Raw genomic sequence first — 24119 nt, forward strand, 5'->3', positions numbered from 1 at the left:
TGAAGGGCTAACTAGAATAGTTGGAAAATAAGGCACATTTTAGCGCTTTTAGTACTAATTGACAATTCCCTTTAATGACTAATGATTTCTTTTAGATGATAAAGTAGGTCATGCGCTTGCTTTGGTGTCAGGTTATCAGGATTAATTGCATTTAGTTCATCTTGTAAGCTAAACAAATGATTTTGTTGTGAAATATTGCTTATGTATGGAGCTTGTGCATTCTCACTGATACTTAGTCTTTCTACCTTACTCCCATGATTTTGCTGCTGTTTATCGTTTAACGACTTAGCTAATTCATTTTTGTCATCAATGAGTTTTTCGTTTTCCGCTTTTAGGTTGTCTATCAAATAACGCTTAGCATCATTTAATACCTGAGTAGGAATACCAGCCATCTTTGCCACATGCAATCCAAAGCTAGAGCTTGCAGCACCATCCTTGATTTGGTGCAGTAGTAGCAACTGACCATCGACTTCGCTGGCAGCGACATGGACGTTGCGAATACTGCTATGATTATTTTCGCGATTAGTAATACTGTTTTGCGCCAATTTTGTCAGCTCAAAGTAATGGGTGGCAAATAATGTCAGGCAGCCAATCTCGACCAATCGATTAACACAAGCATGGGCGATTGCTAAACCATCAGTGGTAGCCGTACCGCGTCCGACTTCATCCATTAATACGAGAGATTTATTGGTTGCTTGATTAAGAATGTTAGCGGTTTCAATCATTTCTACCATGAAGGTTGATTTACCACCTGCCAAATCATCCGCTGAGCCGATACGAGTAAAAATGCGATCGATATCACCGATATGAGCGTTAGCTGCTGGCACAAAGCTGCCACAATGGGCAAGTAAAACAATTAGTGCGGTTTGGCGCATATAGGTTGATTTACCGCCCATATTAGGACCGGTAATCATTAACAGGCGTGCAGGGTTTGCAGGACTGCCTAATATACAATCATTAGCAACGAAATGGCTGCTATGTTTGGTTGTTTTGCTTTGCGTGTTAGTATTATTTGGATTTAACGCCGCTTCGACAACTACATGACGACCTTGTCTAATATCAATACTCGTTATGCTGTCATTCTTTGAGCTCCTACTTTCTAAGCTACTATCATTTTTTGAGTCATTACTCATCACTGGACGTTGCCAGTTATAAATCAAGGCAAGCTGAGCCCAACAGCTAAGTACATCTATCTGCGCGATAGCAGCACTTAGCTGTTGAAGTTCGGCTAAATGACTGCTTAATATTGTCAATAGTTCATGATACAGCTGCTTTTCACGAGTTAGTGCTAATGACTGCGCGCTTAGATACTCGGTTTCCACTTCTTTTAGCTCGTCAGTAATAAAACGCTCACTGCTTTTAAGTGTTTGCCGCCGGATAAAATGCGCCGGTGCGTTTTTTGCCTGCATTTTAGGTAATTCAAAATAAAAGCCGCTGACTTTATTAAAGCCGACCTTTAGGCTGGGTAATTGGCTCTCTAAACGCGCGCGCTCTACCATCTCATCCAAGGTTACTTGGATATTGTCATGCAAATGAGTTAAGCGATCGAGTTCTTCGTCGTAACCACTAGCAAGCATACCACCATCGCGAATATGAGCAGGCGGCTCAGCAATAATAGCGCGCTCAATTAACTCGGCGACGGACTTTACGGCAGGTAACTGCGCAGGTAATTGCTGCATCAGCATTGGTAGCAATCCTGCTTGCTCGTGCTTAATACCAGCATTGGCCAGTAGAGTAGTTAATTGACTACTATTGGCAATGCCATCAGCAAGTTTACGCAAATCACGTGGCTTAGCGCTCATCAGTCCGATACGGCTACTAATACGTTCGATATCACCGATAGTATTCAAAGTCTCGCGTAAGCTACTGACTAATGAGCTACTTTCTAAATTTTGCTTAAGCTGTTTGTTTTCGCCAGGTTGATTATCTGTCTGCAACAGACTGGTTATCGCATCTAAGCGCAAATTAATACGCTCATGCTGACGCAGCGGGCGTTTCATCTGCTGCACGAGTAAGCGTCGACCCATCGGCGTTTGACAGTGATTGAGCACCGACATTAATGACGTACCATTGCTACTAACGGGTGTAAATAGCTCAAGATTCTGCTGACTATTAGCATCAATGATTAAATAATCGGCATTATATTCAACAATAAGCTGATTGACTTGTGGTACATGGCGCTGCTGGGTTTGCCGCGCATAATGTATCAGCGCCGCGCAGCTAGATTGACTTAAAGGAGCATCACTAATACCTAGTCCATCAAGACGTTGCACGCCAAACTGTTGGCAAAGGGTTGCGCTGGCATGCTCACGGTGAAAGTCATTGGCCGAAACTTCGATAATCGGACAGTCTAGATTTTGCCTCAGCCATAGCAGCCACGATTCGCCAATATTGCTGGCATTGTCTAAACTGCCAATATTGTCACCAAGCGCCTCGCTAATGATACATTCGCTTGGGGCAAAGCGTGCCAACACCGTGAGCATTTGGGTTTGTAGCCCTTCAATGTCATCATGATTTGCGCTAAGCATTTGCGTGGTTAACGTTCCAGCAGCTAAATCCATTTGGCTAATGGCGGCTTGCAAAGGTTGTTTGCTGTTCGGTTTAGGTATCTCGATATCAATGGCGACCACAGTCGGGGTATGATTGGGCGCAATCAGCGCGTCATCGGTAATTGTCCCTGCGGTCAGGGTTTTAACCACTTCACGGCGCATGATGCTGCCAGCTGCCGATTTACTTTTATCTTTTTTTTGTTTATCGCCCATAATAGGAGCATTGGACGTATTACTAGCGTCGGTAGTTGATTCGTCTATTTGCTCACAAACGACTACTGTCTGCCCAGCAGCAATCAGCCGTGCCATATAACTATCAGCCGCATGAAAAGGAACACCTGCCATCGCAATGGTATTGCCGGCTTTATCCGTACCACGGCGAGTGAGCGTGATATCGAGTATCTGCGCCGCACGTTTGGCATCATCAAAAAATAGCTCATAAAAATCACCCATCCGGTACAGCAGTAGCGCTTGTGGATAGTTGGCTTTCATGGTTAGATATTGCACCATCATCGGCGTATGATCTGCCAAGTGATAAACGGCATCGCCTATGACTAACGGTTCAGTTGAATGAAGGTTTTGAGCGGACGGCTTAACGGTCATGCAGGGTCTCTTATGATGCTTAAATGGGATTGCTTGGGGAAAATGATTTTTATTAGAATAATTAACAGATAAGAACTGTCGTATATTCGCGTTAATTGATGGCGCGAAACAGCTATTAAATTAAGGCTATAGACCCTATTTTAACACGTTCAGCTATCTTTTTACGTCGGCAAATATCTACTTACTGCCCTTGTATCCATCGCCGTCATAACCATATATAATGACGTCACACTTAATTGGGCAATACTTCATTAGGCAATATTTTATTAGAAATTTATTAGGCAATCGTTTATTGGACTGCCTTAAATTAAATCGTAATCAGCCAAATAATGAATAAGCAGCTAGCAAAGCGCTGTCATACGCACTAATTATCGAATATCTCCATAGGTCAAAAAATTATGTTATCAAAGATTATAGGCAGTGTCGTTGGCACCAAAAATGAGCGTGAACTCAAGCGCATGCGCAAAGTGGTCAGCAAAATTAACGCACACGAGGCTACGATACAAGCCCTGTCTGATGAGCAATTACAACAAAAAACTGCAGAATTTAAAGAAAGACACCAAAACGGTGAAAGCTTAGACGCCTTATTACCAGAAGCGTTTGCCGTCTGCCGCGAAGCGTCACTACGCGTCAATGGCATGCGTCACTATGATGTGCAGCTCATCGGTGGTATCACCTTGCACGAAGGCAAAATCGCTGAGATGAAGACCGGTGAGGGTAAAACCTTGATGGGCACCTTGGCGATGTACCTCAATGCCATCAGTGGCAAAGGCGTGCATTTGGTGACGGTCAACGATTATTTGGCGGCGCGTGATGCTGAGTTAAACCGTCCATTATTTGGCTTTTTGGGCATGACAGTTGGGGTGATTTACTCGCAGCAACCGCCACAAGAAAAAATTGACGCTTATCAAGCCGATATCACTTACGGTACGAATAACGAATACGGCTTTGATTATCTGCGCGATAACATGGTCTTTAGCTTAGCTGAGAAAAAACAGCGTCCGCTAAATTTCTGTATCATTGATGAAATTGACTCTATTTTAATCGATGAAGCGCGTACGCCGCTGATTATTTCGGGTCAAGCCGAAGATTCATCGCGTATGTATGCGCTGATTAACACCATTATTCCGGTGCTTATTCGTTCAAAAGACGAAGAAGCCAATAAGAATAACGAAGAAGAAGATTTTTGGATTGATGAGAAAAACCGTCAAATCGAGATTAGCGAAAAAGGCTACGAGAAAATCGAGCGCTTCTTAATTGAAGTTGGTGAGCTTGGCGAAAACGAAAGTTTATATAGCCCAAGCCGTTTGCCATTATTGGCTCACGTACAAGCAGCGATTCGTGCCCACCATGTGTTTGTGAAAAACATTCATTATATTGTTGATGATGGCGAAGTAGTTATCGTTGATGAAAATACCGGTCGTACTATGCCGGGTCGCCGTTGGTCAGAAGGTTTACATCAAGCCGTTGAAGCCAAAGAAAACGTCGAGATTCAAGCAGAAAACCAAACGCTTGCAACGACGACATTCCAGAACTTCTTCCGTCTGTACGACAAACTATCTGGTATGACAGGTACCGCTGATACTGAAGCAGCAGAGTTTAAATCAACTTATGACTTAGATGTCATTGTCATTCCAACGCATGAGCCAATTGCGCGTGTCGATATGGATGACCAAATTTTCTTAACCAAGTTAGGAAAATATAAAGGTATCATCCGCGAGATTCAAGAGATTCAAGCCAAAGGCGCACCAGTCTTGGTTGGTACGGCGACGATTGAAGCCAGTGAAGAATTGTCTTATCTGCTGGATCAAGAAGGCGTTAAGCATAACGTCCTAAACGCCAAGCAACATGAGCGTGAAGCAGAAATTATCGCGCAGGCGGGTAGTCCAAAGGCGGTTACGATTGCTACCAATATGGCAGGTCGTGGTACCGACATTATCCTTGGTGGTAACTGGCAATCATTTATTGAGGATATTGATTCGGTCAGCCCTGAAGAGATGGCACGTCTAAAAGCAGAATGGCAAATTAAGCATGATCAAGTCGTCGCTGCGGGCGGTCTGCATATCATTGGTTCTGAGCGTCATGAATCGCGCCGTATTGATAACCAGTTACGTGGTCGTGCCGGTCGTCAAGGTGACCCTGGTATGTCGCGTTTTTTCTTATCGCTTGAAGATGATTTGATGCGTATCTTTGCCGGTGACCGCGTTGTGAATATGATGCGTGCCATGGGTCTCAAAGAAGATGAAGCCATTGAACATAAAATGGTCTCTAAATCGATTGAAAATGCCCAAGGTAAAGTCGAAAGTCGCGATTTTGATGCGCGTAAAAACCTGTTGAAATATGATGATGTGGCTAATGATCAACGTAAAGTTATCTATGGTCAGCGTGATGATTTATTAGCAGAGATGGATTTGTTAGAAGCCATCGAAGTGATGCATCAAGAAGTCTATAACGCTATGATTAATCAGTTTATTCCGCCAGGCTCTATCGATGATCAGTGGAATATCGATGGTCTAGAGGATGAGCTTGAGAATGAATTTAAGATTGCAATGCCAATTAATGATTGGCTCGATGAAGATCGCCGTCTAGATGAAGAAGGCTTACGTGCCAAAATCATCCAAACGGCTATCGAACGTTATCACAGTCGCCGTGAGCAAATGGGCGAAAAAGACGCCGCTCAGCTTGAGCGTCATTTTATGCTACAAAGCTTAGATAAGCACTGGAAAGAGCATTTAACGCAAATGGATCAGCTGCGTAAAGGCATTCATCTGCGTGGTTATGCGCAAAAAAACCCTGAGCAAGAATATAAGCGTGAATCATTTGAGCTGTTTCAGATGATGCTAGGCGCTATTAAATCTGAGACCGTACAAGATCTATCACGTGTCCATATCCCAACTAAAGAAGAGCTAGAAGCGTTAGAGGCTCAGCAGCGTGAAAATGCGGCGCATATGCAAATGCAGTTTGAGCATAGCGATATCGATAACATGGATGGCGGTGTTGAAAGAGCTGCTGCCCAAAGTCGTAATGTCGTTGGCAGTGTAGCAGCAGGTGCTATGGTGGGTAATGGCATTAATACAAATGAGCCAGACCCATACGCTGGTATGAATATCAGTCGTAATGCGCCATGTCCTTGTGGTTCAGCACTCAAGTACAAACAATGTCATGGTAAAATCTAAATATTGATAATCAACCATTGTTAAGTTATGATAAAAAGTCCCTATCTATATAGATAGGGACTTTTTTTATAGATATTGATGCGGAATTAGCACGCATATCGAATAATTGATATCAGTATAAAAATTACGATGATAAAAATTTGGATGTCTTTTTAGCGATTCATTACAAATTCAACATAGGCGTGAATTTACGGGCGCGTTATAGTGTTTAACATATTTATTTTGGGAGAGTGTGATGAAGGTAGAATTGTTGAAAAATTTGCGTACCTCGGTTGTCCTAACGGGTTTGTTAGCTGGTGCTATGACTATTAGTGCCTGCCAACAAAAGCAAGAAACAGAGCCGAGTTTAGAAGACAGTATCAGTGAAGAGCAGTCGGTACCAATGTCTGCTGAGCCTGCTGAGCCAAGCGATGTGGTGGTAGATGCGCCTGCTAGCGACGTAGAAGATGATACGATTGCTTCTGTGAATACCGATGTTAACCAAATAAATTATTCATGTTCACCTGCGCTCGCTGTTGAAGCGACCTATAAAGATACTGATAACCAGGTCATTATTACGACCGCTCAAGGAACAGCGACCTTAACGAAAACCAACGATGCGACTAACCCTGAAGTATTTGAAGTAAAAACGGCTATTGATGGTGGTGAAGGTTTTGTTCAATGGCGCGTGGCTCACAAAGAGCGTGAGACAGGCGTGATGCGTACGGCTGGTGCAGATGCAGCCAATGTCAATACGTATGAATGTAAGAAGGCTGAAGAAGCTGAAACTGTAGAAGAAGCCGTATAAAAGTAGATTTATAAGCTAGGTTTTCTCTGATTAAACTTAGATAAAATCAGAGTTAAAAAAAGCAACATTCGCGTTGCTTTTTTTGTTTTAATTTTTAAGATTTTGGAAAAAGGGCTTTATTTGCGTAAGTTCTATTTTTTATAAGCCGCATTACTTTGCTGTTCGTGTGCCAAAAAACCTTCTTCGTTAACGTCTAGCTCTTCGTGTTTAAGTTGCACTTGGATGCTATCGGTATGAGTATGAGTAGTTTTATTAATCTCAACTTCTTGAATCACATGAGTGTCTTTAGTAATCGTCGCCACTTGACGTGATAATATAATCTCAATCGGTGCATCACCAATTTCAATCTGTTTGCCATTGATGGTAACCACGGCTCTACTATCTAAAGATGGTTCAACATGACGCAATATATCTTTATCATCATAATTACCGGATAACAAATCCTGACTTTCGGCATCCTGATAATCAGTGCGTATAGTAATATATTCTTCTACCAATTCGATAGGTACATCAATGATTTTAGTACGAACATGCTTGGTCACCGTTACCTTGCCAACGTCTAAGCGCTCTTTATTAATCACAGGGCGTTCTTCTAATAGCTCCAAATAGCCACCATTGCCCGTATTTATTTGACTATCTGATAAATTACTTGCTGAATTATTTGCGAAGTTATTCGATAAGTCATCTTGTTGATTGCCCGTTAGCACTTGCTGCTGACTAGCCTGAGAAGTAGGTAAATTAGAAGCTGCTAAATCAGGTGCAGGTAATTTATTCTCTCCACTGTGATTGGCTATTTTGTTTATAGAGGCAGCAGTCGTTATTTTCTGCGCTGTTTCCGGTTCCATTTGCTGTTGTTTAGTTTGCTGACTGTTAATATTATAGTCATCGGCATTCATGGTTATGTTCCTTATGGTATATATAAATACATAGGTATAAAAAAAGACCAGAGACGAGCTCTGGTCTTATTCACTGAGTATATAACCCAGCTGCTAATCACTGTCACATGGTATCCATTCATCTTATAAAAAGCTTATTAAAAATTACTTATCAAAGATAATGGAACTATATGAAAGAATCGCTTATTACATACCACGAGCGCGGCGTACATCTTCGGCAGTGATATTATCGCGGTCAAAAAGATTACCATCACGGTCAACCACATTACCATCGCCATCAATATCTAGCTCTTCACGTTGAATGGTTTCAGCAATCGTTTCAGTATGACGCTCTGTTGTTTTACCAACGTTTACTTCTTCCGCTACATAGGTTTCCTTGTTAACCCGTGCACGTTCTGCTTCTAGCTCAACTTCAATCGTTTGATTGCCATCTATATCACCGATACGGCGATCTGTTGGACGATCTACATTGGTACGTTGAATATTAGCATGCTCTTCTTCTAGCTCGACATCTACGTTACGCTCTTCGGTAACTACGTGCTTACCAACTTTAACCAAACCAGCGACGATGCGATCTTTATTGACCGTTAAGCGCTCTTCTAGTAGCTCTAACGTATTTGGCGCGTTATAAGCATGGTCTGCAATTTCCATACGCTCTGTTTCTGGAATGCTATCAGCAACAAACGTCTGACGGTCTTTTTGATACTGATCTTTATAACTATATTGATAGTCATGATCATATACTTCCATCGCTTCTACTTGTGCTTGGGTTAGGCTGTCAAAGAATACGTCATCACCAACAATACGTGCCAAACCTGCTGGTACCAATACTTCTTTTGAGCTGAACCAACCGCCTGCATCAACAATTAAATAACGGATACGACCAGTAGTATCTTCTACTAGGGCACCTTCAATTTTACCGATTTTTTCTTCATTAACGCCGTAAGCGGTTTTGCCCGTTGGATCATAATAGTCATCACCAATCAGGTCATGGTGAGTAGCTTGGATGTCTTTTAAACGAATTAGTTGGCTCATTGTTATCTTCCTTTTATATGAGTAAATTTTATAGTGAGTAAATTAATAATTATTTTTTTAAATGGTAACGCGATAAAAATTTGCATTACTAAAAAACTGATAAGTTGTCTTCTTAAAAGGCTATGTCTGAGGTCCTGCTTAAATACTCAGCCTCTCCATCAACTTGTTATTATCGTAACAGCACGATTTTCAATGAGATATATAAGCAAGGTAGCAAAGTGTGCGCTTGAGGTAATTACGTGTAATAGGCTGTAAAAGTCACCACCGCTATATAAATTTAAGTTAAGGCTTTCTTACCGTAATGAACAACTTCGCAGTATTTGTAGATTTTGAGCGTAAAAAAACCGCATAGCGACTAGCAATGCGGTTTTTAAAATTTTAAGAAGGAGAGTCAAACTTTTAAATTATATACTCGATTCTAAAGGCTAAATTATCTTAATAGTCTACAATTAAGCCAGTTCAATCGCCACGGCAACCGCTTCACCGCCACCGATACATAGGGTTGCAACGCCTTTCTTGCCACCAGTACGTTTTAGCGAGTTGATAAGCGTCACTAAAATACGCGCACCAGAGCAGCCGACTGGATGACCAAGGGCACAAGCGCCGCCTTCAACGTTAACTTTAGCATGGTCGATATTTAGCTCGTCCATCGCAGCCATCGTCACCATCGCAAACGCTTCGTTGATTTCCCAAAGGTCAACATCAGCAACCGACCAGCCTGCCTTGTCCAATACTTTTTCAATTGCGCCAATTGGAGCAATGGTAAACTCACTTGGGTGACGCGAGTTAGAAGCAGCGGCTACGATACGTGCTTGGTAATCTAAGCCTTCCGCTTTTGCCTGTGACTCTTTCATCATTACAACCGCTGCAGCGCCGTCTGAGATTGAGCTGGCGTTTGCCGCGGTAATCGTACCGTCTTTGGCGAAAGCTGGACGTAGGGTAGGAATACGCTCCGCATTGGCAAGGGCAGGCTGCTCATCGGTATCAACGGTTTGCTCGCCTTTACGGGTCTTGAAAGTTACTGGCGTGACTTCATCTTTAAAATGGCCGTCTTTAATGGCTGTCAACGCACGGTTAAGCGATTCAATAGCAAAATCATCCATTTGCTCACGGGTATAGCCTTTTTCATCGGCCATTTCTTGTGCAAATTGGCCCATTAGTTTGCCAGTTTCGGCATCTTCTAGACCGTCTAAGAACATATGGTCTTTAACTTCTTTATGTCCCATGCGGTAGCCGCCGCGCGACCCTGGCATGATATAAGGAGCATTGGTCATTGATTCCATACCACCTGCAACTGCCACTTTAAAGCTGCCCGCTTTAATGCCATCGTGCGCTTGCATAACTGCTTTTAGACCTGAACCACAAAGCTTATTAATGGTAACGGCACCAGTAGCATCGTTTAGACCTGCTTTACGCATCGCCTGACGGGCAGGGCCTTGACCAAGACCGGCGGTCAAAATACATCCCATGATGACTTCATCAATGTTATCAACGCTCACGCCTGAACGCTCAACAGCGGCTTTAATAGCAGCAGCGCCCAATTCTGTGGCGCTCATGTCTTTAAGTGCGCCTTGGAAACCGCCCATTGGTGTACGTGCGCCGTTTAAAATTACAATTGCATCATTTGACATTGTTATTCTTCCTTTTTAGGTATTTGAAACGAAAGTGCTATTTTTAATCATTAAAATAAAACATTTAAGCTCAAGCCATTCGCCTATGGATTAATAGCGGTCTGGCTTAATGAGTCATCTATCTTAATTACTGGACAAGTTAAGCCAGCTCATCTAAGCGGATACGAACAACTTTATCCGTAATGGTATCGAGCTTTTCGATTTTTTCAATGGCAATATTCATCTGACTCTCAACCACAGGCAGCGTCAAGATAATCACCGGTACTTGACCAAGTTTATGGGCAGGCTTTTGTAAAATTGCATCGATATTGATACCCGCATCACTCAAAATGCGCGTGATATCCGCCAATACTCCAGGATTGTCATGAGCATGCACGCGTAGATAATAACCGGTAATCATTTGCTCGGCGCGCAAGATAGGCGTGTCTGATAATTGCTCTGGAATAAAGGCGAGATGCGGCACATGGTGACCGTGGTTATTTTGATTACTGCTGCTTTGATCGTTGCTGTCTTTATTACTAAGTACACGAACCAAATCCATCACATCGGCCATCACTGCAGACGCGGTTGCACCGGCACCGGCACCATCGCCGCAATAAAGCGTTTGTCCAAGCGGATGAGAGTTGACCAAGACCGCGTTTTTTACGCCATTAACGTTGGCAAGTAAGGCATTTTGCGGGATAAGTGTTGGATGGACGCGCAGCTCAATACCAGCAGTACTAGCGTCACCTGAGTTATCAACCTCACGGCGTACAGCAAAGCCTAAATGCTTGATGCGATAGCCAAGCTCTTCAGCATAGTTGACGTCTTGCAAAGTAATAGCCGTAATACCTTCACAGTAAACTTTATCAAACTGTAGCGGAATACCAAAGGCAATAGAGGCGAGTAGGGCCAATTTATGAGCGGCATCAATGCCTTCAACATCAAAAGTCGGATCAGCTTCGGCATAACCAAGTTCCTGTGCTTCACTTAGTACATCGGCAAATGGACGACCTTTATCACGCATTTCAGTCATGATAAAGTTGCCAGTGCCGTTAATGATACCGGCTAACCACTCAATCTTATTGGCAGCAAGGCCTTCACGCATGACTTTAATAATCGGGATACCGCCTGCCACCGCCGCTTCATAAGCGACATGGACATTATGGGCTTCAGCGAAGGCGAAAATCTCATTGCCGTGTTCAGCGAGCAGGGCTTTATTGGCGGTGACCACATGTTTGCCGTTTTTAATGGCATGCATAATCACATCTTTAGCCAACGTCGTACCACCAATCACTTCGATGACAATATCGACATTGTCACTGGCAGCCGCCGCCATCAAGTCACTGTTTTGAATAATGTTCGGGTCGATATCATCGCGCTGACGACGGGTACCGACTTCGGTAATCACAATATCGCGTCCGCTACGGCGTTTTAACTCATCTAGATTATCATTGATTAGATTGATCACACCTGTTCCGACGGTGCCGAGACCAAGTATCGCTAGTTTGATGGATTTGCTCACAGTATCCTCAAGAGATTATAGAGTTGGATAAAAATGCTTCTATGCAGGCTCTTACATAAAAACGCTTATATAAAAGCGTTGATATAAAGAGAGCTCATATAAAGAAGAACGGTCTAAAAATATACGGCTAATGTTGCCTAGCGCTTTATCGTATCATACCGACAAGCGCTTGTGACGTCTACCCGAACTCACTGTCGCTAAAGTCAATAATATCAGGGCAGATAACTAGCTGGCATCAATCGCGGCTTGCGCCAATTGATCGGCTGGTAAATAACCGCCGATTTGCTGTCCAGACTCAGTAAAGATAGCGGGTGTACCGCGCACACCCAGTGCCATACCAAGCTCGATTTGTGATTTTACAGGGCTATTACAGCTCGGTGCTTGGACATTGGCACCTCTTTTCGCCTGATCCATCGCCGCATTGCGATCCTCGCTACACCAGATGGCTTCCATTTTTGGAATACTGCCTTCGCTGCGCGGCCATGCTAAATAACGCACTTCAATACCGCGCGCATTGATGTCATCAATCTCCTCATGGAGCTTAGTACAATAAGGACAATCGGCATCGGTAAAGGAATAAACGACAGACTTGGTCACGCCTTTAGCAGGATAAATAATCATGTCTTTTTTGTCGACTTCTTTTAGAGCATCTTGCGCGGTTTTGGCAACCAAGGCACCACTGATATCAACCGGCGCTTCTGCACCAACAGCGATGATTTGCCCTTGGATAATGTGCTTACCAGATTTATCGGTAAAGAAAGACGGTAAGCCCGACGCCGTCACCCAGTAAATATCGTCCATATCTGTTGGCACGGCTGAAAGGATGTTTTCTTCAATTCCTGATGCTTTTAGATTTGCTTGTAAGGCTTTGACCACCGCTGAATCACTATCGGCTGACGCTTGCGCGGTGCTAACTTTGGCTTCGGCGCTATTCACAATGCCTGTATTACTGGTTGCATCAGCCGCATTATTAGAGCAGCCCGCCGCAACCACCACCAGCAACGCACCCATCATCATGCGCGATAAAGGCTTGCGAGAAAATGTATCGCGAGTAGGGGTAGTGTTAGAAAAAGAAGGTAAAAACATAGGTGTTTCCTTTAGGCAGTCATGCCTAAGCAAGATATAGATATAAAAAAGAGGACAGTAACGTGCAGTAAAGAGTGTGTGAACGCTTATCGTATATTCACTAGATTTTGTTATCAGAGCGATATATTTCAATAGTGAAGTATAATTTATTGATAAAAAAAGATAAGTAGTTATAGCTTTCATATTAACATATTTTTAGAAATAACCACTAAAGGCTATTTATTAGCATTTTATTGGTATTGCCAAATTTATTAACGCTAAATTTGTCATTTACAGACAGCTATTAAAAAGCAGATATAAAATACATTTGTACTATTTCATCTCACTTTATGTCTAGGTAGGCTACTGCTTATAAGTGTGTTTTTTTATAAGCTATACCGCGATTTATTTACTAAAAAAATTTTCTAATTTTCTTTCTAATTTTCTAAGGAGCCCATATGGCAGGTGCCAGCTTATTAACCCTACTTGATGATATCAGTGTGATACTCGATGACGTCTCGGTCATGACTAAAATCGCCGCCAAAAAAACCGCGGGGGTGTTGGGTGATGATTTGGCATTGAACGCGGAGCAAGTCACCGGCGTCAAAGCAAATCGTGAGCTGCCAGTGGTTTGGGCGGTCGCCAAAGGCTCTTTTATTAATAAGCTTATTTTGGTACCAGCGGCAATCCTTATCAGTGCCATTTATCCGCCTTTGATTACCTTTTTGCTGATGTGCGGTGGCTTGTTTTTGGTTTATGAAGGCGCTGAAAAAGTGATTCATCGATTTTGGCCGCATGCTTTGCCAGATGACGAGGAGCAAGAAGCTCGTCGGCAGGCTAATGCTGATGAAACGGTTGATTTGGTAGCTTTTGAAAAAGAAAAAATCAAAGGCGCGGTACGTACTGATTTTATTTTATCGGCAGAGATTATCGTTATTGCGCTAGGAGCAACGGCAACGGCTACTCTGTTACAGCGCAGCTTGGTGCTGTCTATTTTAGCTATTGGCATTACCGTTGGTATTTATGGTCTAGTCGCCGGTATCGTTAAAATCGACGACGTGGGCCTACATATGATGGAGAAAGACGGCAAGTTTACTCAAAAAGTTGGTAAGGTTTTATTTGCGGCAGCGCCTAAATTGATGAAGTTTTTATCGATCGCTGGTACTTTGGCAATGTTCTTAGTTGGTGGTGGTATCTTAGTGCACGGCATTAATTTTTTACACCATGAAGTTGAGGACATTGCTCATTTGACTGGCGTGTTTGAGAGCTTTACGACGGCGCTATTAAATGGTGTTATTGGCTTTATCATTGGTGCTGCTATCGTTGCTTTATTTACGGTTATCAATAAAATACGCCATAAAGGCGAGCCTTCAGCGCATTAATATGGTTTCTCAAATCTGATTTACCAAGAATTTTGAGTATTAAAGATTCATATTTATAATAATTACTGTTAGATAAGATATAAAAAAGCCCCAAAGTTGATGACAACTTTGGGGCTTTTACATTTTATAAAAGACTATTGATAACAGGCTATTAGCTTTCGCTATCAGTATCGTCAGATTCTGGTTTTTCAGCTTGCGTTGGCTTTTTATGCTCAGTCTTAGGCTTACGCGTACGTGCCTTAGGCACTTTTGGCGTGGTTAAATTAAACATGCCTTTTTGTGGCAACAGCTGCTCAGCCACATTTTCAATCATGTTTTTATAACTGGCGATAGTTGTTTTTGACTTCGCCGCATGAATCTCTTCTTTTGTCGCTGGTTCAGTTGACGCGGATGCTTGCTCGGTTTCGACTTGCTCGACATCAGAAACGGTGATTTCAGTATCAGCCTCTTTGACCTCAGCATCTGCTGTTTTAAGGTCTTTCGCCTCCACAGCATCAGTATCAGATTGCGCCGCGTTTTCTTCTTCTAGCGCGTGCTCAACCTTCAACAACTGCCCACTATCGGCGCTGACATCATCTGTCTGCCCCTGACTTGTAAGAGCGTTCGCTTCTACGTTATGAGCATCTATATGAGCATTACCGTCGCTGTCAGCTGCTAAAGCATCATTTGCCGGCGCTTCAGAAGTTGTCACTGCAGCTACTTCCTGATAGTCAGGATGCTGACCGCGTGGGTCGTTGCTTGCTCTTTTGTTGATAGCACGTGGTTCAACGGCTGTTTTACCTTGCGCTGCGGCAAACTGACTGACCGCTTGCGTCATCGTCTCAAAGCGGGCGATATAATCTGCTGCTAAAGGCTGATAACCATAGTTGCTAAAGTCAAAATTTTGATTGGCAGTTTCGCCATTCTCGACTTTAGACTCGTTGCTGCTATCGACTTTGACCTCGTCCTCATTAGTGATAGCGGCTTGAGCTTGCTTTACATGCAAGGCAATAGCCGCGTTGAAGCAATTAATAACGCCTTCTGCTGCTAAGCGCGCTTGCGCTTCGGGTAGCGTTGCACGGATAAATTCACCAACTGTACCGCGGATAGCTGGTACGTTTACAGCGCTTTTCTCATTTACCTGAGGTATTTCAGCTACAGCTGTTTTAGTTGTCGGTATTTGAGCCTGCTGACGACGTACCACACGTGGGTCATTGCTGGCTTGACCAAACTTATTGGCCGTCACATAGCGCTTAGCAAATAAAGCTTCATGATTAAGCTCGAACGCTGGTTGCTTGCTATTGCTGGCATCGTCAGCCTTAGAATTAACATCAGAGTCAGTCTCAGAAGCAGTTTCCTGAGTTTTCTCTATAGCTGCGTCATTTTCAGCGGTGGTGTCTACTGGCTTTTGAATTTCCGCTAGCTTTTTGCTATCAGCTGGACGGTCAGTTTGAACATCACTGCTGTTAGAAGTTACCTGCTCATCTACCCCTGCTTCTTTAGCATCAACTTTTTTAGCGGCGATTTTACTATCATCTACAGACTTAGCATCAGACATTTGCACCTTAGCTTCAGTAGCACTTGGTTGTGCTTGGTCTGCTGTTGTTGGCTCTGCTATTTTTGCTTCTTCTAACTGAGCTGCATCATTGTTAACAGTTTCAGCTCTATTGACTTGCTGACTACTTTTTTCACGGTTATCAACCGATCCATTACTGCTTTTAGCAGCCTGACTGTCGGTCTTTTGCTCAACAGCTTCGTGCTTATCCGCATTTTCCGGCGTGCTGTCTTCTTGACTTGCTTTCTCTGTATTAGCGTCATTGCTAGCTTTTTCAACGCTTTGCTTGTCAGGCGTTTGGCGAGCGGCTGTTACAGACTTACTGTCATCTAAAGATAAATGCACAACTTCTGGCGATTTAACTTCCATTGCGGCTTCATTGACCTGCAAAACAACTTCATTCGGGTCTTGGTTGCGGCGCGAGCTAGATTGGTTTCTAGCATTGCCATTGCTAGCATCTTTAGTGCTTTGCTGCCCATTTTGCTGTGCATTATCAGCGTTTAACGTTTCGCCGCGCTCAAGTTTTCCACGTGATTGACGTTGGCTATTTGATTTACGCTTAGCACGAGTTTGCTCGTCTGCAGCATTGGCGTTTTTCTCATCAGCGTCGGTGCGCTCATGACGTTCATTACCTGTGCTATTTTCGTTGCTCTCATTATCATTACGACCGCTGTCTTGACGATTATTGCGATTACGGTCATTAGGGCGTCTGTTATCCTGCTGACGTTTATCTTGGTTCTTAGATTGTTGGCTATTCGATTCTTTATTATCAGCGCTATTTGTGCTGCTTTCTATAGCATCCGCATCGCTAGTGACGTTATCATTGGTTTCATCTGACAGCTCTTTTCTTTGGCGCGTCTTAGAAGGTCTTGATTTACGTGGCTTACGTCTTCTTCTTTCTTCAGCATCATTGTCGTCGTTAGAAGTATTGTTAGCCGTCTGTTGGCGATTGGCGTTAACGTTTGACGGCTGATTATTGGCTTGCTGATTACTCTCTTGTGGCGCTGCTGAGGCTTGATTATTAGCACTAAGCGCACTGTTATCCACTTGACCAAACGAGCCTAAGCTTTGCGCGCCCGTATTGACCAGAGCTTCAATGGCTTCAGCAGCATCACGACTACTGACGCTATGAGAGGTTTGTGCCTGCGGTGCTTGGGCAAATAAATTGGATAACCAAGCGACGGCTTGCGGTTGGGCAGCAACTGGCATGTTTTGGGTCGCTACTGGCGCAGCTGTAGCCACAACAGCCGGTGCACTTTGCGTTGGCGCTTGTGTTTGTGGCTGTGTCTGCGGCACCCGTGCTGATGAAACATTGCTAGCATTGGCATTGCTACGATGGTCATTGCTATGACTGGTCGTATTCTGCTGCTGGCTTGGCGCAATTTGCTGCTCATTGGCGCTCGTAGTCGCTTGACTGCTGTTATCGGCTATTTGACGTGGCTGGCGCGTCGGCTGCTGCTCAGGACGCTCTTTTTCAGCGGTTTGCCAGTCAACCTCATAACCCAAATCGCTATGTTCTTGGGCTGTATCCGTAATACGCTCATAACTTGAAGGTGCAAAGCCGTCACGGTTAAAGTGAAGCTTAAAGTTTGGCGATTCTAGATGCGCGTGCGGCAAGATAGTGATACGCGTACCACTGTCTTGCTCAAGGTAGACCAAGGCATCACGCTTTTCATTTAATAAGAAAGCAGCGATATCCGTTGGTACTTCTGCCTGTACTTCACCTTGACGTTCTTTTAGGGCGATCTGTTCAATCTGACGCATAATTGATAGCGACAATGAACGTAAGTCACGGATCATGCCGTTACCGTGACAGCGCGGGCAGATATAGCCAGTCGATTCTTCTAATGATGGACGCAGACGCTGACGGCTCATTTCCATCAAACCAAATTTAGAAATATCACCGAATTGGACGCGCGCACGGTCATATTTGGTTGCATCGACTAAGCGCTTTTCAACTTCTTTTTGATGCTTGTTGTCATTCATATCAATGAAATCAATGACTATCAAGCCGCCCATATCACGCAAACGTAGCTGACGAGCAATCTCATCGGCGGCTTCTAAGTTGGTATGATAAGCGGTTTCAGCAACGTCTGAGCCTTTGGTCGACTTGGCTGAGTTGATATCGATAGAAACTAGTGCTTCAGTTTGGTCAATAACGATTGAGCCACCTGATGGCAGACGTACTTCACGCTGATAAGCCGTTTCGATTTGTTTTTCAATATTGAAGCGAGAAAACATCGGCTCGTAATCGGTATATTTGCGCAGTTTTTCAGCTTGTTTTGGCATGACTGCATCGATAAAACCGGCCGCTTCGATATAAGCGTTTTCGTTATCAATCCAAATCTCAGCAATATCATCACGTAGATAATCACGCACGGCACGCGTCACGACGCCTGCTTCTTGATGCACCAAGCGCGGTGACGGGTATTTTTGGTTTTGTTCTTGGATAGCTTGCCAGATATTAAGCAAGTGATTTAAATCGTGTTGTAAGTCTTCTTGGGTTTTACCAATACCAGCAGTACGAATGATGACGCTCATGCCTTTTGGCAAATCTAAGCTGCCAAGCATACGCTTCATATCTTCGCGCAATTTGCCCGAGATTTGACGTGAGATACCACCGCCACGAGGGTTGTTTGGCATTAGTACCAAATAACGACCTGCTAGTGAGACGTAAGTTGATAAAGCAGCGCCTTTATTACCGCGCTCTTCTTTTTCAACTTGGACGATGAGCTCGTCGCCTTCTTTGATCAGTTTTTTGATGTTTTCATCACGTGGATTGCCGCTTAAGTATTCAGCAGAAATTTCACGAATCGGTAAGAAGCCTTGACGCTGTGAGCCATATTCGACGAATACCGCTTCAAGCGATGGCTCGACACGGGTCACATGACCTTTATAGATATTGGATTTTTTTTGTTCGCGGGTACGGTTTTCTAAATCGAAATCGTAAAGATGATTGCCTTTACAAAGGGCAACACGAATTTCTTCGTTTTGGGTGGCGTTGATTAAAATGCGTTTCATATTGGTATCCTATGAGTACGCACAACAACGACGAGACAGGCTTTAGGGCAGGGTGGCAAGTGTAGCTAATAATACAATTAGCTGAGTAGACGTTAATGAGCGGTAGAACGTAAAGCAGGAATGGGATAAGCGCGCGGGCTTTTCGCAATCGCTTTTCGACCTAAAATGTATTAGCTATAAGGTATGCTAATGTCGGTAACATTCACATAGATAAGATAGGGTGTAAGGCTACTATCTATAGAGTTATTATGAGTAGGCTTGTTCTAATGATTAATGCATGAGCAAGTTAGTGGTCTTTTATGACAGTTGTCTTATCCAGTTTGGTGGTCAGCGCACGTTGTAAGGGTGGCGGTGGATAGTAACTGAGAGTCAAGACATAACAGGTACTAAAAAAGCATCGTGCTGTCACAGTAATCAATCAAGGTCTAGCAATAATATCGCTGTCATTAAGGACTATTAGATAAGTGTTATCGTATAAAATAGTGCCGAGCAGCGGTTATCCTTTTAGGTAAAGCAATTGGTCATTCTTTATTTATCGTTCTTTTGGGTATAACGTCAATAATATCTGGGGTATCTCAAAGCTAGGTGGCGCTGCTGTCGTCATCAGCGGGGCGTACTTGGCAAACAGAATAAATGACCGGCTTATCGGCACGGTGTCTCTTGTCTATTCTACTTATCGTCCTCTGTTTGACCACCAATACTCAGGCAGCTATCGACAATCAATTAATGATGCTCGATTCTGGCTCTAAACGACCCATACTTGCTCATCTGCGCGCCTAAAAGACTGTAGGATAAATAGTTATGTATAAACATAAATAGTTATCAAGGCAAGTCGTGGTTATGCGGTAGTGAGTAAATGTTATGTTGTTATCGTTTGATAAAATTGTTGTTACGCAATCTATCAAAGCGATGTTGTCTAATGTCACAATATTCTGTAATGATAAACAATCTTATACTGATAATTTATTTGGTACTAATACATACAGTTTTGTACTAATAAATGTCAGCGTTGTTCTTACAATTTATGGGGCATTATAGGGTATATCAAGGGATATAACACCCTTAAAATCGGATGAAACACACAAGCTTGGCAGGTTTTATAGCTGGCAGCGCTTTACTAACCAGTACTGACCAGTAATAAAAATGGCGCTACACTGTCTGTAACAACAATGAATTATTGTCGCAGCCTCTGCTTAATTGGCGCTCAACATGCTAAACTATAGCAAATCTTTATGTAAATACCTAACTAAAAATGACGAATGCCAAAATGACAAACGACGAACCTATCCACGAAGCTCCGGCTATCTTTAATAGCAAAACGCGCCCGCAAAGCGCCGATGACGAAATTAGTAACTTTGAAAAGGTAAATTACCTTGAAGTCACTCGCCATCAGCATGACCAGCGCTTGGACAACTTTTTACTCAATCGTCTAAAAGGCTTGCCTAAACCGCATATCTATAAAATGATTCGCTCGGACGAAGTGCGCGTCAATAATAAACGCTGTAAAGCGCATGACAGATTGCAGCGTGAAGATGTGGTGCGTATTGCGCCCGTCCAGCTAGCCACCCGTGATAAACCTATTATCAGTACCGAATTTGCCAAGAGTTTATTGGCACGTGTGGTCTACGAAGATGAAGGCTTGATTGTATTGAATAAACCTTCTGGTATCGCCGTTCATGGCGGTAGTGGTTTAGATTTTGGCGTTATTGAAGCCATGCGCGAAGTGACGGGTAAAAAGTATCTCGAGCTGATTCATCGTATCGATAAAGATACATCAGGTTTGCTGATGATTTCTAAGAAGCGCTCATCGTTAAAAGCCTTGCAGCAGCATCTTGTTGATAAGACTATCCAAAAGCACTATCTATGTATCGCTAAAGGTCAGCCTGCACTGAACGAGCAGCGTATCGATGCGCCATTATTGCGCTATACACTGGCTAGTGGTGAGCGCCGCGTAAAAGTAGATGCACAAGATGCGCAAGCCAAAGAAAGCCAGACAGATATTATCGTTCATGGTCGCTTTATGCTTGCCAATCAGCCAGTCAGTTTGCTTGAAGCCAAGCCATTGACCGGTCGTACTCATCAGATCCGCGTACACTTGGCGCATATTGGTCATGCTATTTTAGGTGATGATAAATACAATGTGCATGACAAGTCTGGCGTCCATCGTCTGTGCCTACATGCATGGCGCTTGGATATTCCTGGTTATGAAACCATCACCGCGCCATTACCAGATGAGATGGTAGCTTGGTTACCAGCAGACATTAAACTACCTGAATAAGCTTAAATGACTGATATTCAATTCTCAGTTTATATATTAATATTCAGTATGAAGCATAAACGTCACAGTCACTTATAAGGACATGTTTTAGCCAAATAAGTGACCGTGACGTTTTCACATCCGCCATTCACGATGAATTGTTAAGGGTTAGTCCATGACAGCAGCATCACTCGCTAATAAATTCGCCGCAGCCAATACTTCTGAGTTAGCAGCCGAGCATCACTTAGCAGATAAAACGCTGATTATTTTTGATTGGGATGGCACCTTGATGGATTCGATTGGCTTAATCGTTGAGTCGATGCATGTCGCAGGTGAGGCGCATGGCTTTACCACCACCGATCAGGCAGTCAAAAACATCATCGGGCTGAGCTTAATGCGTGGCATTGAGATTTTATACCCGCAAGCAAATGATGCGCAGAAGCTAGCGATTCAGCAAAGTTATGCGGACTACTATATTGCAAACAGTCATCGTACGCCGTTTTTTGCGCCTATCGAAAATATGCTGCAAACCTTACAGCAGCAAAATAAGCAGCTTGCGGTCGCCACAGGCAAGAAAAGAATGGGACTAGATCGGGTATTAGAGGGCTCTGACAGTCATCACTATTTTGCCATCACGCGCTGTGCTGATGAGTCAGGCTCAAAACCTGACCCGCAAATGCTGAGCGATATTTTAGACCATACCAAGCAGTCAATCTCGCAGGCGGTATTTATTGGCGATAGTATTTATGATATTCAAATGGCCAACCGTTTGGGCATGACCAGTATCGCAGTCAATTATGGTACGGCATCGAGTAGCGAGCTTGCCGCACAGCAGCCAACTTATCAAGTAGATACTCCGCAAGCCTTGGCCGAGTTATTATGTGCCTAATTAAGAATTGATTTAAATGATGAAAAATGTTCATAAAAATCACAATCAAAAAGGGTTTATCGTTATTAGCGATAAACCCTTTTTGGTCAAAGACTGTAACTGATTAAAAAGTAGGACTGGCAAAAATAATGAGGTTTACTCGCCATTGTTTTCAGTACTGTTGTTTTCAGCACTATTTTCCTCAATATTCCCTTTTTGAACAACGCTCTTTTCAATAGCGTCCTTTTCAATTGCGTCTTCTAGCTCAGCGCCTTCTAGCAAAGCAAAAGAGGACTCAATAATTTTATTGGCATCCAGTTGATACTCATACCAGTTACCCATGACACCTGCCAATTCATCAAGCCCTTCTTTTCTTAACGCCGAAAATAGCTGAATGGTGCAGTTTAAGCCCAATTGTTTCAGTCTTTTACGGGTATTGAGTAGCGCATTTTTAGAAGCACCATATTTAAGCTTATCGGCTTTGGTCAGCAGGATATGCACCGGCAGCTCACCATCTTTTGCCCAATAAAGCATTTGCTCATCAAAGAATTTAAGCGGATGACGGATATCTGACATCAGCACCAAACCTGCAAGGCTTGAACGTGATACGAGATATTCTTCTAGCTCAACCTGCCATTCTTTTTTCATCTCAAGCGGTACGGCCGCATAACCATAACCCGGTAAATCGACCAAACGTCTATCACTATCGCCAATACTAAAAAAGTTAATCATCTGCGTGCGACCAGGCGTTTTAGACGAGCGTGCCAATTGGCGCTGATTGGTTAATGCATTGATAGCTGACGATTTACCGGCGTTTGAACGTCCAGCAAAAGCAACTTCTAGCCCCACATCAGGTGGACAAAGACGAAAAGTTGGTGCAGACATCAAAAATTCTGTTTGCTGAATGCGCTGACGGGCTTTGGTATTAAAATCCGCATGCTCAGCGGCGACATCTTTGAACGGGGTACTCATAAGTGACTCATTAATCTTGAAAAATTGGATACGGTAGTGAAAAATTTTTAATCGAGTAAGGCTTAAAGCAGCGTATGGAATAGGTGCACTGCAAAAATAAGACTTCAATCATATAAGGTTTTAGGATAATGCCTATTCTATACTATTACGGCGCTTAGTTACTGAAATAACGGCTATTAACCTCATATTAATCACAGCTTGATAAAAATATGTGCTTAAATAAATATTGTGCTTAGGGTCATTTCTACCTCATCACACAGCGTTAACAAAGCTAAACTATATTTATATATATTAGTACGACATATATTGTTACAATCTTAGTTAGAAAGATTGGATGAAAGACGTTTAATAAAATCATTGATTAAGCGAATGAAGAAACGAGGTGAGGTGTCCCATGTTCTCAATCAGCAAATTTTTTGCCAAAAGCAACCGCTTATTAGCCAGTAGCGGCGCAGTATTATTAATCAGTGCGGCAATGATAAGTACTGCCGGCGCAGCTGATATTGCTGCATCCTATGATAGCTCATGTGCTGCTTGTCACGATAGTGGCGCGCTAAATGCGATTAAAAAAGGCGACAGTGCCAAATGGCAACAACTTATTAAACAAAAGGGTATGCCAGCGCTAGTTAAATCAGTAAAAAGCGGCATGATTCAAATGCCAGCGGGTGGCCTGTGCGAAGACTGTAATGATGACGATTACCGCAAGCTTATCGAATATATGAGTAAGTAGTAGGTGAGTATTTAAAGCTTAAATAATAGTAGAGATAAATAATATAAGGCGCAAGGTTGCTGAACCTTTTGCGCTTTTTGTTTTTTTATTAATCGTATAGCTATGGTAT

The 24119-nt window shown here is 43.1% G+C and carries 14 protein-coding genes; 6 read left to right on the top strand and 8 right to left on the bottom strand.

Annotation, left to right across the window (positions count from 1 at the left end; all coding sequences use genetic code 11):
- Positions 1-71: 71 nt before the first annotated feature.
- The gene (gene mutS, locus AC2FA3_RS04270; protein ID WP_490508473.1) at positions 72-3152 is read right to left on the bottom strand and encodes a DNA mismatch repair protein MutS; all 3081 of its coding nucleotides are present in this window, start codon (positions 3150-3152) and stop codon (positions 72-74) included.
- Positions 3153-3550: 398 nt separating this feature from the next.
- Between mutS and secA the strand changes: the two genes are divergently transcribed.
- Both secA and AC2FA3_RS04280 read left to right on the top strand, forming a co-directional pair.
- Entirely contained in the window at positions 3551-6328 is a 2778-nt protein-coding gene (secA, locus tag AC2FA3_RS04275; protein ID WP_490508474.1) for a preprotein translocase subunit SecA, read from the top strand.
- 235 nt (positions 6329-6563) lie between these two features.
- Positions 6564-7115, top strand: a complete 552-nt coding sequence (locus AC2FA3_RS04280) for a hypothetical protein (RefSeq protein ID WP_490508475.1) — start codon at positions 6564-6566, stop codon at positions 7113-7115.
- A 131-nt stretch (positions 7116-7246) separates the two neighbouring features.
- Here the strand turns inward: AC2FA3_RS04280 and AC2FA3_RS04285 are convergent, their stop codons facing one another.
- The 5 genes from AC2FA3_RS04285 to AC2FA3_RS04305 form a co-directional block, all read right to left on the bottom strand.
- Complete coding sequence (locus AC2FA3_RS04285; RefSeq protein WP_490508476.1) at positions 7247-8011, bottom strand: YsnF/AvaK domain-containing protein; 765 nt, start codon at positions 8009-8011, stop codon at positions 7247-7249.
- Positions 8012-8197: 186 nt separating this feature from the next.
- Positions 8198-9046, bottom strand: coding sequence for a DUF2382 domain-containing protein (locus AC2FA3_RS04290; RefSeq protein ID WP_201611771.1), 849 nt, complete (start codon positions 9044-9046; stop codon positions 8198-8200).
- Between the two features lie 449 nt (positions 9047-9495).
- The gene (locus AC2FA3_RS04295; RefSeq protein ID WP_490508477.1) at positions 9496-10677 is read right to left on the bottom strand and encodes a thiolase family protein; all 1182 of its coding nucleotides are present in this window, start codon (positions 10675-10677) and stop codon (positions 9496-9498) included.
- 139 nt (positions 10678-10816) lie between these two features.
- The gene (locus tag AC2FA3_RS04300) at positions 10817-12181 is read right to left on the bottom strand and encodes a homoserine dehydrogenase (RefSeq protein ID WP_490508478.1); all 1365 of its coding nucleotides are present in this window, start codon (positions 12179-12181) and stop codon (positions 10817-10819) included.
- A gap of 225 nt (positions 12182-12406) precedes the next feature.
- The gene (locus tag AC2FA3_RS04305) at positions 12407-13267 is read right to left on the bottom strand and encodes a DsbC family protein (protein ID WP_490508479.1); all 861 of its coding nucleotides are present in this window, start codon (positions 13265-13267) and stop codon (positions 12407-12409) included.
- Between the two features lie 437 nt (positions 13268-13704).
- On the opposite strand from AC2FA3_RS04305, the gene AC2FA3_RS04310 reads away from it, so the two are divergent.
- Positions 13705-14628: a DUF808 domain-containing protein gene (locus tag AC2FA3_RS04310; RefSeq protein WP_490508480.1), complete on the top strand. Its 924-nt coding sequence runs from the start codon at positions 13705-13707 to the stop codon at positions 14626-14628.
- A gap of 151 nt (positions 14629-14779) precedes the next feature.
- Here the strand turns inward: AC2FA3_RS04310 and AC2FA3_RS04315 are convergent, their stop codons facing one another.
- Positions 14780-19183, bottom strand: a complete 4404-nt coding sequence (locus AC2FA3_RS04315; protein WP_490508481.1) for an Rne/Rng family ribonuclease — start codon at positions 19181-19183, stop codon at positions 14780-14782.
- Positions 19184-20450: 1267 nt separating this feature from the next.
- On the opposite strand from AC2FA3_RS04315, the gene AC2FA3_RS04320 reads away from it, so the two are divergent.
- Together AC2FA3_RS04320 and AC2FA3_RS04325 are read left to right on the top strand one after the other, a co-directional pair.
- Positions 20451-21461, top strand: a complete 1011-nt coding sequence (locus AC2FA3_RS04320) for an RluA family pseudouridine synthase (protein ID WP_490508482.1) — start codon at positions 20451-20453, stop codon at positions 21459-21461.
- Positions 21462-21615: 154 nt separating this feature from the next.
- Positions 21616-22329 (top strand): HAD family hydrolase, encoded by a 714-nt coding sequence (locus tag AC2FA3_RS04325; protein WP_490508483.1) that lies wholly within the window; start codon positions 21616-21618, stop codon positions 22327-22329.
- A 135-nt stretch (positions 22330-22464) separates the two neighbouring features.
- Here the strand turns inward: AC2FA3_RS04325 and yihA are convergent, their stop codons facing one another.
- Positions 22465-23280: a ribosome biogenesis GTP-binding protein YihA/YsxC gene (yihA, locus tag AC2FA3_RS04330; protein WP_490508484.1), complete on the bottom strand. Its 816-nt coding sequence runs from the start codon at positions 23278-23280 to the stop codon at positions 22465-22467.
- A 394-nt stretch (positions 23281-23674) separates the two neighbouring features.
- Here yihA and AC2FA3_RS04335 point away from each other — a divergent pair, with 394 nt between their 5' ends.
- Positions 23675-24010 (top strand): c-type cytochrome, encoded by a 336-nt coding sequence (locus tag AC2FA3_RS04335; protein WP_201547113.1) that lies wholly within the window; start codon positions 23675-23677, stop codon positions 24008-24010.
- Positions 24011-24119 lie beyond the last annotated feature (109 nt).

The sequence above is a fragment of the Janibacter sp. CoH_79_TC_3 genome, from assembly GCF_058197955.1.